General features: G+C 69.4%; 12 protein-coding genes. 6 read left to right on the forward strand and 6 right to left on the reverse strand.

Annotated features, from left to right (window positions below; genetic code table 11):
• Positions 1 to 223 precede the first annotated feature (223 nt).
• On the reverse strand, positions 224 to 853 hold the full coding sequence (locus tag OHT76_RS29565) for a TetR/AcrR family transcriptional regulator (RefSeq protein WP_328873897.1): 630 nt from the start codon (positions 851 to 853) through the stop codon (positions 224 to 226).
• Between the two features lie 202 nt (positions 854 to 1055).
• On the opposite strand from OHT76_RS29565, the gene OHT76_RS29570 reads away from it, so the two are divergent.
• From OHT76_RS29570 to OHT76_RS29585, 4 genes are all read left to right on the forward strand, one after another.
• Positions 1056 to 2036, forward strand: coding sequence for a tetratricopeptide repeat protein (locus tag OHT76_RS29570; protein ID WP_328873898.1), 981 nt, complete (start codon positions 1056 to 1058; stop codon positions 2034 to 2036).
• Positions 2037 to 2688: 652 nt separating this feature from the next.
• Positions 2689 to 3327, forward strand: coding sequence for a DUF6230 family protein (locus OHT76_RS29575; protein ID WP_328873899.1), 639 nt, complete (start codon positions 2689 to 2691; stop codon positions 3325 to 3327).
• Positions 3328 to 3455: 128 nt separating this feature from the next.
• Positions 3456 to 4070, forward strand: coding sequence for a DUF6114 domain-containing protein (locus tag OHT76_RS29580; RefSeq protein ID WP_328873900.1), 615 nt, complete (start codon positions 3456 to 3458; stop codon positions 4068 to 4070).
• Positions 4060 to 5343, forward strand: a complete 1284-nt coding sequence (locus tag OHT76_RS29585; protein ID WP_328873901.1) for a hypothetical protein — start codon at positions 4060 to 4062, stop codon at positions 5341 to 5343. Before OHT76_RS29580 ends, OHT76_RS29585 begins: the two co-directional genes overlap by 11 nt.
• Positions 5344 to 5441: 98 nt before the next feature.
• On the opposite strand, the gene pyk is transcribed toward OHT76_RS29585, so the two are convergent.
• The 3 genes from pyk to pta form a co-directional block, all read right to left on the reverse strand.
• Complete coding sequence (gene pyk / locus OHT76_RS29590; protein ID WP_328873902.1) at positions 5442 to 6872, reverse strand: pyruvate kinase; 1431 nt, start codon at positions 6870 to 6872, stop codon at positions 5442 to 5444.
• A 74-nt stretch (positions 6873 to 6946) separates the two neighbouring features.
• Entirely contained in the window at positions 6947 to 8170 is a 1224-nt protein-coding gene (locus OHT76_RS29595; RefSeq protein ID WP_328873903.1) for an acetate kinase, read from the reverse strand.
• Positions 8167 to 10257, reverse strand: coding sequence for a phosphate acetyltransferase (pta, locus tag OHT76_RS29600; RefSeq protein WP_328873904.1), 2091 nt, complete (start codon positions 10255 to 10257; stop codon positions 8167 to 8169). The genes OHT76_RS29595 and pta overlap by 4 nt, the downstream gene beginning before the upstream one ends.
• Before the next feature lie 214 nt (positions 10258 to 10471).
• On the opposite strand from pta, the gene OHT76_RS29605 reads away from it, so the two are divergent.
• The gene (locus tag OHT76_RS29605) at positions 10472 to 11497 is read left to right on the forward strand and encodes an ATP-dependent 6-phosphofructokinase (RefSeq protein WP_328873905.1); all 1026 of its coding nucleotides are present in this window, start codon (positions 10472 to 10474) and stop codon (positions 11495 to 11497) included.
• Positions 11498 to 11521: 24 nt separating this feature from the next.
• On the opposite strand, the gene OHT76_RS29610 is transcribed toward OHT76_RS29605, so the two are convergent.
• Positions 11522 to 12244, reverse strand: a complete 723-nt coding sequence (locus OHT76_RS29610; RefSeq protein WP_443049849.1) for a helix-turn-helix domain-containing protein — start codon at positions 12242 to 12244, stop codon at positions 11522 to 11524.
• 186 nt (positions 12245 to 12430) lie between these two features.
• On the opposite strand from OHT76_RS29610, the gene OHT76_RS29615 reads away from it, so the two are divergent.
• Positions 12431 to 12871, forward strand: coding sequence for a PPOX class F420-dependent oxidoreductase (locus tag OHT76_RS29615; RefSeq protein WP_328873906.1), 441 nt, complete (start codon positions 12431 to 12433; stop codon positions 12869 to 12871).
• Between the two features lie 5 nt (positions 12872 to 12876).
• Here the strand turns inward: OHT76_RS29615 and OHT76_RS29620 are convergent, their stop codons facing one another.
• A complete protein-coding gene (locus OHT76_RS29620) occupies positions 12877 to 15630 on the reverse strand; it encodes a tetratricopeptide repeat protein (RefSeq protein ID WP_443049850.1) in 2754 nt (917 codons plus the stop codon).
• Positions 15631 to 15690 lie beyond the last annotated feature (60 nt).

Genomic DNA, 15690 nt, shown 5'->3' on the forward strand with positions numbered 1-15690 from the left:
CGCTCACCCGCGCTGGCGGGGTGCCGCTCTCTTTGGCAGCGGGTGCCGCCCCAGCGGCACGACTGCCTGCAGCTAGGCGGGTATTACAGGCCCAGCGGCTGCTGCGGCTTTGGTGGCGGGCGGGGGCCGGTCCCACCTAGGGGCGCGGGGAACTGCGCGACCAGCCCCCACTCGCCCGCAGCCCGCGCCCCGTCCCAACTCGCCCGCAGCCCGCGACCCGCGCTCACCCCGCAGACGCTGTCGCCGCCAACCCGGCCACCAGCACCCTCGTAAAGCTGCGTACCCACTCCTCATCCGCCGGTTCCGCGCTCACCAGGCAGCGGTGGACCACCGCGCCCGCGACCACGTCGAAGATGAGGTCGACCGTGCGGGACGCTTCCACGGGGTCTGACTCCGGAGGGAGTTCGCCGCGGGCCTGGGCTCGGGATCTGCCCTCCAGGACCAGGCGTTTCTGGCGGTCGACGATGGAGGCGCGGATGCGCTCGCGCAGGGCATCGTCGCGGGTGGACTCCGCCACCACCGCCATCAGGCCGCTCTTCGCCTCCGGGCGGGCCAGGATCGCCGCGAACTGGAGGACCACGCCCTCGATGTCCGCGCCCAGCGTGCCGCGGTCCGGGAGTTCCAACTCGTCGAAGAGTTCCGCCACCGCGTCGACGACCAGCTCGTTCTTGCCCGACCACCGGCGGTACAGCGTCGTCTTCGCGACCCCGGCCCGAACCGCCACGTCGGACAGCGTGAGCCCGGACCAGCCCAGCTCCACCAGCGCCTCCCGCGTCGCCGCGAGGATCGCGGCGTCCGCCGCTGCGCTGCGGGGGCGCCCAGTGGCGCGTGGGGCGGGAGTGCTGCTCTGCATCCCCAGACCATAACCACCGGCGGTTCCCGTTGACGCCGTGAGGGAGATCACCGGGGCGGGGTGTTCCGAAGGCACTCGGTGCCATTACGCTACGACTCGTAGCGAAACCACTGGCGTGGGGTGGGGACCCCCGGCAACCGAAAGCACGACCGGCTTTCTCATCGCTTTTCACTCGCGCGCGAAGACGGGGGAGGATAGACGCATGCAGCCACGGAACATGTCCATGAGCGGAGTCGTCGACCTCGCCGCGGTGAAGGCGGCCCAGGAGGCCAAGGCGAAGGCGGAGCAGGCGCGCGCCGAAGCGGCCCGGCAGGGCGGCGGGGGAGGAGCCGTCTCGCCCGCCGATCTCGTCATCGATGTCGATGAAGCCGGTTTTGAGCGGGATGTACTTCAGCGGTCCACCGAGGTCCCGGTCGTCATCGACTTCTGGGCCGAGTGGTGCGAGCCCTGCAAGCAGCTGAGCCCGGTCCTTGAGCGGCTCGCCGTCGAGTACAACGGCCGCTTCGTCCTCGCCAAGATCGACGTCGACGCCAACCAGATGCTGATGCAGCAGTTCGGGGTGCAAGGCATCCCGGCCGTCTTCGCGGTCGTCGCCGGCCAGGCGCTCCCGCTCTTCCAGGGTGCCGCCGGTGAGGCGCAGATCCGGCAGACCCTCGACCAGCTGGTGACCGTGGCCGAGCAGCGCTTCGGGCTCACCGGTCTTGCGGTCGACCCGGAGGCCGAGCCCGGCGGCGAGCCCCAGGCGGCGCCCGCGGCGCCGGCCGGTCCTTATGACGCGCTGCTGGAGGCCGCCGTACAGGCCCTCGACGCGGGCGATTTGGGCGGGGCGGTCCAGGCGTACAAGAACGTGCTGAGCGACGACCCCGGCAACACCGAGGCCAAACTCGGGCTCGCGCAGGCCGAGTTGCTGCAGCGGGTGCAGAGCGCCGATCCGCAGCAGGTGCGCAAGGACGCCGCCGACAAGCCGGCCGACGCACAGGCCCAGATCGCCGCCGCTGACCTGGACTTGGTGGGCGGTCATGTGGAGGACGCCTTCGGGCGGCTCATCGACACGGTGCAGCGCACCGCGGGCGACGAGCGGGAGGCCGTACGACTGCGGCTGCTCGAACTGTTCGAGGTGGTCGGGGCCGATGACCCGAGAGTGACGGCGGCGCGCAGGGCTCTTGCGCGCGCTCTCTTCTGATCGGGTCGGCAGCCCCGTTCTGACCAGTCACTAAACGCGAGGGCATGTGTTGCCCGAGTGAAAGAACTGCCGACGGAGTGTCATTGCGGCCGCGCTTTACCAAATCTTGGTAATCGCGGCCGCTGTTACTGGCAGTAAGTCGAGGGCGTTGTTCTGTCGGTTTCTGTCCGGCGATTCCTGGATATGTCCGCCCCCCTCACGCCACCCTGCGTCGCCGTCCGAGACCGACGGGTCGTTGTTCGGTTATCCGGCCGTTACTAGCGAGTAACGAACCCCCTTGTGCGGGCGGCGAGAATGCACCACGATCGGCGACGCTCGGTCCATTCCCGTACTACCCGACAGCCGGTCGGGGCCACGGGATTCAAGGGTCCCCACCGAGCAGAGCCGGCGGCAGTGGCGCCGGCTCTTGGGCAGGGGGGTCTTCGCCAACAGGCGAAGCCTGTCCAGCAAGGTTGTGCGTGATGCGTGTCAGGCGCGACCAGTGGTTGTCGCTCGGGGGTGATCGCCGGTGATTCGGGCGCGGTTCGCGCCGCCGAGCGCGGGCGCTCTCCTTCCCGAGGACGTAGCACTTCTCCCATCCCTGCCCGGCTGAGCCGTCGACTTCGACGGGAGCAGTCAGGGCCAGGAGATGTACGTCCGAGAAGGAGGAAATATGGAGTCCCAGGTGCGTGGCGGGACCAGATGGAAGCGGTTCGCCGTCGTGATGGTGCCCAGTGTGGCCGCCACGGCAGCGATAGGTGTCGCCCTCGCGCAGGGCGCTCTCGCCGCGTCGTTCAGCGTGTCGGGCCAGTCGTTCAAGGTGACGACCGAGCAGCTCGACGGTACGGGCTTCAGCCAGTACGGCGCCCTTGACGAGGGCTACACGCTCAGCGGCAAGAAGACGGTTCACCCCGTCGCGGTCTCGGCCTTCAAGTCCGCGACCATCAAGAACATGTGTCAGTCGGTTGTCACCCCTGACATCCCGCTGCTTGGCAGCGTCAGCCTGATCCTGCGGGCCGGCGAGGACCCGGACAAGCCGGTCAAGGCCGAGAACCTGTACATCGACGTCGCCGAGCTCGAGGCCGATGCCACGTTCAAGGGCATCGACATCGGTGTGGCCGCCAAGGACGCCACCAAGGGTCCGGGCATGAAGGGCGGCAAGGAGCAGGCCAACCCGTTCGGGTTCGCTCAGCAGGCCGACTCGGTCGTGCTGAAGGACGTGAAGCAGACGGCGTGGGCGACCACCGCCGGAACCTTCAAGCTCAGCGGTCTGAAGATGTCGCTGTCGACGGGTGTCAAGGAGTGCTACTAAGCACTCACTGACGGGCGGGGGAGCCGGTGGCGCCCCCGCCCGTCCACACTCCGGCCGTGTCTTCACACGTCCGGCCCCAGCTTCACAACTCACCACCACAGCAACGCCGTAGCAGGGAGCTGTTTTCCATGAGCGCCGAGACTCCTGCCGTACCCGGCCGCGACGAGCACTACCTCCGGGTCTTCAGGCGGCACTTCCGCACCTGGCGGGGCGAGAGGCCGTTCTGGGCCGGTCTGTTCGTGATCCTCGGCGGACTCCCCATCGCCTACTTCCCGTACGCGAATCTTCAGATCGGTCACCTGACGCTGGCGATGGCCACCACCGCGGGTGCCGGGTCACTGATCATCGGCGTGCTGCTCGTCGTCCTCGGCATCAGCCTCTGGTTCCAGAAGCACGTCCGTACCTTCGCGGGTGTCGCGGCGATTCTGCTGGCGCTGGTGTCCATCCCCGTGTCGAACCTCGGCGGCTTCCTGATCGGCTTCCTGTTCGCCCTTGTCGGCGGCGCGATGGCCGTGTCGTGGGCGCCGGGTGCGCCGCCGGAGGCGCAGCCGGCCAAGGAGGCCACGAGTAAGCAGGGTGACGCTCCAGAGGGCGCGGTCCCGGCACCGCCGGTCACCACGTTCGAGAAGAGTGATGCCTCCGAGGGCGGGATCCCCGCTCCGCGGGACGCGGTGGACGAGCCGAACGATCTGTCAGGAACGAGCCCGGCGAACGGGGCGAACGGGAGGCACAGTGCCGGCTGACGAGGTGACCCACGGGACTGACGTGGAAGCGTCCCGTGCGAGAACCGGGCCGCGGCACGCGGCTCCCAAGAAGCCGCTGTTCACCAGGTTCCACATGCCGGCCGGCAAGGCGATAGCCCTGGCGGCGATGCCGACCGCCGTCCTCATGGGGATGGGGTTCACGCCGACGCTCGCCAACGCGGAGGACCAGCCGGCCTCCAGGAGCCTGACGGCCGACGAGTACAAGGACTGTGTGGCCGCCCTGGAGGGCGAGTCCGCGTCCCCCTCGCCGTCCGTGAGCGAGAGTGCGAGCGAGTCCCCCGCCGAGGACGACACGGCGGAGCCGACACCCACCCCGTCGGCCTCCACGGGCGATGACTCTTCGTCGGATTCAGGTTCCGACGACGAGACCGAGCCCTCGCCGTCCCCGTCCGAGAGCAAGACCACCGAGCCGCAGTCCGGCGCCGGCGACACCGCCACGGCGTCCCCCTCGCCTTCGCCCTCCGAGTCGGACGGCAATGTGCTGGAGGACATCGGCGACGCCATCGAGGGCATCTTCACCGGCGGCCAGGACGAAACGGCGAGCGCGAGCCCGTCGCCGTCGGCCACCCCGTCGGCCTCCGAGTCGCCGAGTGCCGAAGAGTCCGACCCGGTGCAGGAGACCACTGACGAGGTCACCGACACGGTCGAGGACGCGGTCAAGGACACCACCGACACGGCGTCCCAGGCGGCCGAGGACACCGGCAAGGCGGTCGAGGAAGCGGCCGAGGGGGTCACCGCGACCCCGAGCCCGTCGGCGAGCGAAACCACCGACGCCGAGGACTGCCCGGTCGCCACGGACGACAAGGGCGGTGTCGACAACTCCGTCCCGCTGCCCGACGACCCGTGGCAGCTGGACGCCAGCTCGCTGCTGCTCAAGGGCGCCGACTACCAGGGCATCGTCAAGGTGAAGACCGCCAACGGCTCCACCAAGGACGTCCTGAAGTACGTCATCTCCGACGGCACCGACATCGGCGATCTGCACCAGACGGTGCAGGACCCGCAGTCGGGCAAGACGTACCACGTGCAGGCGGCCGAGGGTTCGACGTCGACGATCCGCGACGGCAAGACGATCATGTACACCGAGTCCATCTCCGGCAATCTGCTGGGGCTGATACCGGTGACGTTCAGCCCGGAGAACCCGCCGCCGCTGAACATCCCGCTGATCTACTTCACCAAGGTGAAGGTCGTGCAGGCCGGTCAGTTCGGCGGAACGCTGCACGTGCCCGGGCTGCATCAGTTCACCACCGGCTGAGCGCCCCCACAGGCCCGTTCGGGAGCCGCACAACGCCTGAGGGCGCCCCCTGATCCAGGGGGCGCCCTCAGCGCCGTACAAGACCCTTTGCGGGTACGTCAGTTGGCTTCCGCTCCGCCCAGGTGGTGGACGCGGACCATGTTGGTGGTGCCGGGGACGCCGGGGGGTGAGCCGGCCGTGATGATGAGGACGTCGCCCTCGTTGAAGCGGCCGAGCTTCAGCACTTCGCCGTCGACCAGGTCGACCATCTCGTCGGTGCTGTTCACGAACGGGACGACGTGCGACTCCACGCCCCAGCTGAGGGTGAGCTGGTTGCGGGTGGACTCGTCGGTGGTGAAGGCCAGGATCGGCTGGGCGGCGCGGTAGCGGCACAGCCGGCGGGCGGTGTCACCGGACTTGGTGAAGGCGACCAGGCCCTTGCCGCCGAGGAAGTCGGCGATCTCGCAGGCGGCGCGGGCGACCGAACCGCCCTGCGTGCGCGGCTTCTTGCCGGGGACCAGCGGCTGCAGGCCCTTGGCGAGCAGCTCCTGCTCGGCCGCCTGGACGATCTTCGACATCGTCTTGACGGTCTCGATCGGGTAGGCGCCCACGCTCGACTCGGCGGAGAGCATGACCGCGTCGGCGCCGTCCAGGATCGCGTTGGCCACGTCGGAGGCCTCGGCGCGGGTCGGACGGGAGTTGGTGATCATCGACTCCATCATCTGGGTCGCCACGATCACCGGCTTGGCGTTGCGGCGGCACAGCTCGATGAGCCGCTTCTGCACCATGGGGACCTTCTCGAGCGGGTACTCGACGGCCAGGTCACCACGGGCGACCATGACCGCGTCGAACGCCGCGACGACGTCCTCCATGTTCGCCACCGCCTGCGGCTTCTCCACCTTGGCGATGACCGGGACGCGGCGGCCGACCTCGTCCATGACCTTGTGCACGTCCTGGATGTCGCCCGCGTCCCGCACGAAGGACAGCGCGACCATGTCGCAGCCCATGCGCAGCGCGAACCGCAGGTCCTCGACGTCCTTCTCGGACAGCGCCGGGACGTTCACGGCCGCGCCCGGCAGGTTGATGCCCTTGTGGTCGGAGACGACACCGCCCTCGATGACGATCGTCTTGACCCGGGAGCCCTCGACATCCAGGACCTTCAGCTCGACGTTGCCGTCGTTGATGAGGATCTGGTCGCCGCGCGAGACATCGCCCGGCAGGCCCTTGTAAGTGGTTCCGCAGATGTGCTTGTCACCCGGGACGTCCTCGGTGGTGATGACGAACTCGTCACCGCGCTCCAGCTCCACCGGGCCCTCGGCGAAGGTCTCCAGACGGATCTTGGGGCCCTGAAGGTCGGCGAGGACGCCGATCGCACGGCCGGTCTCCTGGGCGGCGGCCCGGACGCGGTCGTAACGCCCCTGGTGCTCTTCGTGAGTGCCGTGGCTGAAGTTGAAGCGGGCCACGTTCATGCCGGCCTCGATCAGCGACACGAGCTGTTCGTGGGAGTCGACCGCGGGGCCGAGAGTACAGACGATTTTCGAACGGCGCATGGGGGCGATCCTATCGGTTTGTTTCGCTGCGGAATATTCCGTCTGGCGGAAAATACAAAGGGGCGGGATGCCGCTCAGGTGAGATTCCGGGAGCCATTTACAAGCGCGTACGTCTGAGTCGCAATCTCCAGTTCCTCGTCGGTCGGCACCACGGCCACGGCCACCCGTGCGGACTCCGGCGAGATCAGCCGCGGCGCATCGCTCCGTACGGCGTTCAGCTCGCCGTCCACCACCAGCCCGAGCTCCTCCAGGCCGGCGACCGCAGCTTCTCGCACGGGACTCGCGTTTTCCCCGACTCCCGCTGTGAAGGCGACCGCGTCCACCCGTCCGAGTACGGCGTAATAGGCGCCGATGTACTTCTTGAGGCGGTGAATGTAGATGTCGAAGGCGAGTTGCGCCTCTTGATCACCCTCGTCGATCCTGCGCCGGATCTCGCGCATGTCGTTGTCACCGCACAGGCCGATCAGACCGCTCTTCTTGTTGAGAAGAGTGTCGATCTCATCAGTGGACATTCCGGCAACACGCATCAAATGGAAGATGACGGCCGGGTCCATGTCTCCCGAGCGCGTACCCATCACCAGCCCCTCCAAGGGCGTGAGCCCCATGGAGGTGTCCACGCACAGCCCGCCCCTGACCGCGGAGGCGGACGCTCCGTTGCCGAGGTGCAGCACGATCACGTTCACCTCTTCCGGCGACTTGCCCAGCAGCTTCGCGGTCGCCCGGGAGACGTACGCGTGCGAGGTGCCGTGGAAGCCGTAGCGCCGGATGCGGTGCTCGTCGGCGGTCTTGACGTCGATCGCGTAGCGGGCCGCCGACTCCGGCATCGTCGTGTGGAACGCGGTGTCGAACACGGCGACCTGCGGCAGATCCGGCCGCAGCGCCTGGGCCGTACGGATGCCGGTGAGGTTGGCCGGGTTGTGCAGCGGGGCGACCGGGATCAGCCGCTCGATCTCGGCGAGCACCGCGTCGTCGATGACGGTCGGCTCGGTGAAGCTCTGCCCGCCGTGCACCACCCGGTGCCCGATCGCGGCCAGCTCGGGAGAGTCGAGCCCCAGACCGTCCTTGGCGAGTTCCTCCGATACGGCCTTCAGGGCGGCCTCATGATCGGCGATGGGCCCGGTCCACTCCCGGGACTCGGCGCCCATCGGGGTGTGCTTGAGCCGGGAGGTGTCCTCGCCGATGCGCTCGACGAGGCCCAACGCGAGCCGGCTGCCGTCACTCATGTCGAGCAGCTGGTACTTCACCGACGAGGAGCCGGAGTTCAGGACGAGGACGCGGGTGCCACGGGACGAGCTCACTGCTGGGACGCCTTCTCGAGGGGGGACTGGGCCTGGATCGCCGTGATGGCGACGGTGTTGACGATGTCCTGCACGAGTGCGCCGCGGGACAGGTCGTTGACGGGCTTGCGCAGACCCTGCAGGACCGGGCCGACGGCGATGGCGCCGGCCGAGCGCTGCACGGCCTTGTAGGTGTTGTTGCCTGTATTGAGGTCCGGAAAGATCAGAACCGTTGCCTGGCCCGCGACTTCGGATTCCGGCAGCTTGGTCGCGGCGACCGACGGCTCGACGGCGGCGTCGTACTGGATCGGACCCTCGATCCTCAGATCGGGCCTGCGCAGCCGCACCAGCTCCGTCGCCTCGCGCACCTTGTCGACGTCGGCGCCCGAACCGGACGTACCGGTGGAGTACGACAGCATCGCGATCCGCGGCTCCACACCGAACTGCTCGGCGGTGGCCGCCGACTGGATGGCGATGTCGGCCAGCTGCTCGGCGTTCGGGTCGGGGTTGACCGCGCAGTCGCCGTAGACGAGGACCTTGTCGGCGAGGCACATGAAGAACACCGACGACACGATCGAGGCGTCCGGCTTGGTCTTGATGATCTCGAAGCCGGGCCGGATGGTGGCCGCCGTGGAGTGCACCGAACCGGACACCATGCCGTCGGCGAGGCCCTCCTGGACCATCAGGGTGCCGAAGTAGTTCACGTCCGAGACGACGTCGTAGGCCAGCTCCACGGTCACGCCCTTGTGGGCGCGCAGGGCGGCGTACTTCTCGGCGAAGGCGTCGCGCAGCTCGGAGGTGGCCGGGTCGATCAGCTGGGATTCGCCCAGGTCGATGCCGAGGTCGGCGGCCTTCTTGCGGATCTGGTCGACCGGGCCGAGGAGGGTGAGGTCGCAGACGCCACGGCGCAGCAGTACCTCGGCGGCGTGCAGGACGCGGGGCTCGGTGCCCTCCGGGAGGACGACCCGGCGCATGTCCGAGCGGGCCTGTTCGAGGAGCTTGTGCTCGAACATCATCGGTGTGACCCGGTCACTGCTGGGGGCGCTCACGCGCTTGAGCAGGTCGCCGGTGTCGGCGTACCGCTCGAAGAGCCCGAGGGCGGTCTCCGCCTTGCGCGGGGTGGCCGCGTTGAGCTTGCCCTCCAGGGAGAAGAGTTGCTCGGCGGTCGGGAAGCTGTTGCCGGGCACCGAGATGACCGGGGTGCCCGGGGCGAGACGGGCGGCGAGGGTGAGGACGTCGTCGCTGGGGACCTCGTTGAGGGTGAGCAGCACACCGGCGATCGGCGGGGTGCCGGCGCTGTGCGCGGCTAGCGAACCGACGACCAGATCGGCCCGGTCGCCCGGGGTCACGACCAGGCAGCCCGGGGTCAGGGCGCCCAGGAAGTTCGGCAGCATGGCACCGCCGAAGACGAAGCCGAGCGCGTCCCGGGCGAGCCCCGAGTCGTCGCCGAGGAGCGTCTTCGCGCCGAGGGTGTGGGCGATCTGCGCGACCGTGGGCGCGGACAGGGCGGGCTCGTCGGGCAGGACGTAACAGGGGACGGGCAGCCGGTTGGCGAGCCGCTCGGCGATCTCGTCGCGGTCGCCCCGCGCGACCCGGTTGGTCACCATGGCGAGGACGTCGCAGCCGAGGCCGTCGTAGGCGCGGTAGGCGTTGCGGGTCTCGGCGAGCACCGACTCGGCGGTCTGCTTGCGGCCGCCGACGACGGGTATGACGGAGGCTCCGAACTCATTGGCGAGCCGGGCGTTCAGGGAGAGCTCGTCCGGGAACTGGGTGTCGGCGTAGTCGGTGCCCAGGACGAGAACGACGTCGTAGTCCCGGGCGACCAGGTGGAAACGGTCGACGAGGGTGGAGACCAGTTCGTCGGCGCCCCGCTCGGCCTGGAGCGTGGACGCCTCGTGGTAGTCCATGCCGTACACGGTCGCCGGGTCCTGTGCCAGCCGGTAGCGGGCGCGCAACAGCTCGAAGAGCCGGTCGGGCCCGTCATGGACGAGGGGCCGGAAGACACCCACCCGGTCGACCTGCCGGGTCAGGAGTTCCATGACCCCCAGTTCGACGACCTGGCGTCCGTCGCCGCGGTCGATACCGGTCACGTACACGCTGCGCGTCACGCGTGGTCTCCCCTTCGTCTGTATGTGCGTATGTGCAAAGGTCGGCTGGTCAATGTCATAAAAATCGCCCACCGAGGTGAGCAGAACCCTCTTGACAATACCTCTGTCGCTAGATAAGGCGCCCGTCCGCTTCGGGGAAACGACATCGTCCTCGGGGACGTGAAACAATCGGACTGGCTCAGTGGTGTCAACAGCGAGCAGGAGACACAGCACGATGCGTATCGGAGTTCTCACCGCAGGCGGCGACTGCCCCGGCCTGAACGCCGTGATCCGGTCGGTCGTGCACCGCGCCGTCACCCAGTACGGCGACGAGGTCATCGGCTTTGAAGACGGCTACGCCGGTCTGCTCGACGGCCACTACCGCACCCTCGACCTCGACGCGGTGAGCGGCATCCTGGCCCGCGGCGGCACCATCCTCGGCTCCTCCCGCCTTCAGCGCGACCGGCTGCGCGAGGCCTGCGACAACGCACCCGACATCGCCCGCGAGTTCGGCATCGACGCGCTGATCCCGATCGGCGGCGAAGGCACGCTGACGGCCGCCCGCATGCTGTACGACGCGGGCCTGTCCGTGGTGGGCGTCCCCAAGACGATCGACAACGACATCTCCTCGACCGACCGCACCTTCGGCTTCGACACGGCGGTCGGCGTCGCGACGGAGGCGATGGACCGCCTGAAGACGACGGCCGAGTCCCACCAGCGCGTGATGGTGGTCGAGGTCATGGGCCGCCACGCGGGCTGGATCGCGCTCGAATCCGGCATGGCGGCCGGCGCCCACGGCATCTGCCTGCCCGAGCGCCCCTTCGACCCGGCCGACCTGGTGAAGATGGTCGAGGAGCGCTTCGCGCGCGGCAAGAAGTTCGCCGTCATCTGCGTGGCCGAGGGCGCCCACCCCGCCGAGGGCTCCATGGACTACGGCAAGGGCGCGATCGACCAGTTCGGCCACGAGCGCTTCCAGGGCATCGGTACGGCACTGGCGTTCGAGCTGGAGCGCCGGCTCGGCAAGGAGGCCAAGCCGGTCATCCTCGGCCACGTCCAGCGCGGTGGCGTACCGACGGCGTACGACCGTGTCCTCGCCACCCGCTTCGGCTGGCACGCCGTGGAGGCGGCGCACCGGGGTGAGTTCGGCCGGATGACGGCGCTGCGCGGGACGGACATCGTGACGGTGCCGCTGGCGGAGGCCGTGACCGAGCTGAAGACGGTGCCGAAGGACCGGATGGACGAGGCGGAGTCGGTCTTCTAGATCCTGGTCCAGGAGGCCTCTGGCTCACCGGCCGGGGTCGCTGATCCTGGTCCAGAAGTGGTCCACGATCCGATCCATGAACTCCCGCCCGGACGCGCTGGACCCACCGTGCTCGGCGCCGCCCCAGCTCAGGGTGGCGACCATCTGTCCCTGATACTCCCGGTGCAGCTCCTGGAGGGCGTCCTCCAGGAGCCGCCGGTCGAGGGGGACGAGCTTCCCGACCGGGCGGACGTACGCCTGCCAGCGTGTGGTCACCGCGCTGCGCAGCAGATCGCCGAGTTTGGTGTCGCGCCCCGTGACGGTGACGAAGTCGGCCAGGGAGAGCCCGAGAAGGTCGGCGAGGGCGGAGGACTGCCGCTCGGTGCCACGCCAGTCGTCGCTCTCCTCCATCCGGAGATAGGCGTGCAGATCGTGTCCGACGGCACGGGCGACGTCCTCCGGGGCGAGCCCCCGGGTCATACGGTGCTCACGCAGGCTCCGCGGGCGGCCGAGCAGCTCACCGGGGGAGCACCACAACACGCCCGCGAGAGCGGTGAGTTCGGGGTTGGAGGGGGAGGCGACCCCGCGTTCCCAGGCGACCACGAGGTCCGGGGTGACGTACGGGAGACCGTACGAGACACGCATTCCGTAGGCGACATGCTCGGGGCCCATGTTCAGGGCGGCGCGGAGTCTGCGGGCGGCGGGGGCGTTGAAGGGCGGGCTCGGTGGGACGGGGGGCTGGTTCGGTTGAGCTGGGGGTCGGCGCACGGTGGCAAAGCTATGGGTGGCGGGGAGCGGTGACTACGGTCTGTTCGGCCAGGATTACGGATTGTAGGAACGTACGGTTCCGGCCGCGGGGGGCGGGTGGCTGAAGATCGTCGGTTAGTGGGGGCGGGGGCGGGTGAGGATCACGCCGGGGCGCTCGCGCGGGCGCTCCGGGAAGGTGGTCTCTCGATGAACGGCAAGCTCAGCGGGCATATTCGCGAGCGTCTCCTGGCCCCGAACTTCTGGCACCTCGCGACGGTCGGCCCCGACGGCGCGCCCCACGTTTCGCCCATGTGGGCGGACATCGAAGATGAGTACGTCATGGTCAACACGTCGATCGGGCGCGTGAAGGTGGACAACCTGCGGCGCAATCCATTCGTTTCCCTGTCCCACATCGACCCTGAGAACCCTTACGACCGGGCGGAGATCCGGGGGCGGGTGGTGCGGTTCGTGGAGGGGGAGGTGGCGGAGCGGGCGATGGATCGGCTGGCGATGAAGTACATCGGGGAGGAGCGGTATCCGTGGCTGTTGGCGGGGGAGCGGCGGGTGATGGTGTTGATCGAGGCTGAGCGGGTGCGGAGGGTTGTGGGGGTGGAGGCGTTTCGGGCGGGGGTGCTGCCGGAGGGGTAGGGGCATCATTCCAGGGCTTCGGCTTGGGATCGGGCTTCGGCGGCTTCGGTGCGGGCGTCGGCTTGGGTGTAGGCAGCTGCGGACTGGAGGTAGTGGGTGCGGGCTTCGGCCGGGTGGTCGGCAGCCTCGTGGGCGAGGGCCAGGTTGTAGAGGGTCTGGCCTGCTCCGTACCAGTCCTCGTACTCGCGGGAGATCTCCAAAGCCGTGCCGTACGCCTCGATCGCTTCGTGCACCCGGCCCATCCTCCGCAGGGCGATCCCGAGGTTGTTCCACGCCGTGCCCTCGCGGTGGCGGTCCTCGACGGCCTGGTACAGGTCGCGGGCACGGGTGTGGGCGTCGATCGCTTCCTTAACCCGGCCCACCCCCCTCAGGGCGAGGCCGAGGTTGTTCCACGCCATGGCCTCACCCTGGCGGTCCCCGACGGCCTGGTACAGGTCGCGGGCACGGGTGTGGGCGTCGATTGCCTCCTTAACCCGGCCCGCCTCCCTCAGGGCGAGGCCGAGGTTGTTCCACGCCATGGCCTCGCGGTGGCGGTCCTCGACGGCCTGGTACAGGTCGCGGGCACGGGTGTGGGCGTCGATTGCCTCCTCTGTCTGGCCCGCCTCGTCCAGGGCGTTGCCGAGGTCGCACGACGCGCCGGCCTCGGTGGCGCTGTCTCCCACGCGGTGGGCGGCCTCCCGTGCGGCACCCGCCACAGTGATCCCGTCATCGAAATACCGCCGCCAGAGCAGGTACTCCCCCAGACAAAGAGCCAGCCGCGTCGCCGCCCGCGCATGCCGCTCCTCGAAGGCCCACTGCGCCGCGGCCACCAGCCCCGCCCGCTCACCGTCCAGCCATGCCAGCGCCTGCGCCCGGTTCGCGAACCGCTCCGGTTCCGGCCTCCCCGGCAGCCACCGCAACCGGGCATCCGCTGCCCTCGCCCACCGCCCATAAAACACCAGCAACCGCTCCCGAGCCTCCTCTCTCTTCTCCCCCGCACGCCCCACCGCGAACGCCCGCACCAGGTCATGCAACCGCCACCGCACATCCCTACCCGACGGCACCGGCGTCACAAGGCCGGCGGCAGCCAAGTCGTCCAACAGTCCTGTGGCGACATCCGCATCCAGGGCGGTCAACGCCGCCACAGCCTCGGTACTCGTATCGGCCCCGGGAGCGAGCGCCAGCAGCCGCAGCACCCGGGCCTGGGCGGGCGGCAGCCGGCGGTACGACGTCTCCAGGACCGGCCGGAGAGCGAGGGAACGTCCGTACTGGTCTGTCCCCCGGCTGCCGTTGTCGAGGACCACCGTCGGGTCTCCGGCCTTCTTGATCTCGGCCACCAGCAAGGCGATGCCCCGATGCCGGCGTCGACGCAGCATCGCGGCGGCGATCTGGAGGGCGAGCGGCAAGTGGCCGCAGAGGGCGGTCAGTTCGCGGAGGGCGTCCGGTTCGCGGGAAGGGCGAGGGTCGTTGCTGAGGGCTGTGGTCACCAGTGCGGCGGCGTCGGCCTCGGACAGGGTCTCCAGGTCCACGATGTGCAACGGAAGCGCGTCCGGCCGGTCGCGGGACGTGATCAGTACGCGATGGTCCCCGGTGCCAGGAAGGAGCGGCAGGAACTGGGACGGGTCCGAGGCGTTGTCGAGGATCAGTAGGGTCCGGGGCTGGTGTTGGGAGAGCCGTTCCCGGTACTCGTCGTACTGACGTGCCGAAGTCTTCGGCAGATCCGTGCCACGTACGCCTAGCGCATCCAGCAGCGCCAGTACCGCCTGATCGGCGGTGACCGGGTTGTCGTCGTAGCCGCGCAGGTCGACGAAGAGCGTGCCGCCGGGGAACCAGCCCTGGGAGCGTGCCCGGTGAGCGGCCTCGATCGCCAGTGCCGTCTTGCCGATGCCGCCCATGCCGGTGACGGCGGAGATGAGGAGGGCGGGGGCGGGCGTGCCGTCGGGTGTGGGGGCGAGGTGGGTGAGCAGGTGGGACAGGGCTGCCGATCGTCCGGTGAAGCCGAGCGGGCGGGGCGGGAGAGTGGCGGAGGCGGTGGGGACCGGGCCGTGGTGGGGTGCCGGGTGCGGCTTGTCCTTCGGCTCCAACTCCTGGAGTACGGCTACGGCCGCCTCCGCCGCTCGTGCCGCAGCGTGCGGCTGGGAACCCTCCGTATCCGCCTGCGCCTTCCCCACGTCCGCCTTGTCGCTGATCCCCCGGATGATCAACGCCCCCGCGCCACCCGCAAGATGCGCCGCATGGGCCACGCCGGAGGCCTCCATCTCAATCGCCACGGCGTCGTTGAAGCGCTGTCGGAGGCGGTGGGCGAGAGGGGAGTCGGCGTCGGCCAGGAGGACTTCGCCGGCGGCGATGGGCTTGAAGCGGACGTGGGGTTCGCCGCGCAGGGCGTGACGGGCCGCCGATTCGAGTGCGTGCGGGGCGTGCCAGGTTTCCGTGCGGTCGAGGAAGCCGTCGGCGGATTCCTTGCCGCCGTGGATGGCGTACACCTTGGTGGCGATGACGACGTCGCCGATGTCGATGTCGTCCTTGAGGCCGCCCGCCACGCCTACGAAGAGCACCGCCTGCGGGGCCAGCCAGGTCATCACCCGCTCGGTGAGCGCGGCCGCGCCGCGTGTTCCCTCGCCCATCTCCAGGACGGCGACCTGCCAGGAGGTCCCAGGGAGTCGGCCCACCTCGGCCCGGGTGCCGTAATCCGGATGCACGCGCTTCTCGATGTCCGTGAGGTGGGCGCGGACCGCCAGGTATTCGAGGCGGAGGGCGGTGAGTAAGGCGGCGATGGGCACGTGTTCACGGTACTGCGAAGTTCCCTGACCAGAGGGGGTGTTGGGGCGTACCTTGTTGGG

This window comes from Streptomyces sp. NBC_00287 (genome assembly GCF_036173105.1).
Taxonomy (GTDB): domain Bacteria; phylum Actinomycetota; class Actinomycetes; order Streptomycetales; family Streptomycetaceae; genus Streptomyces.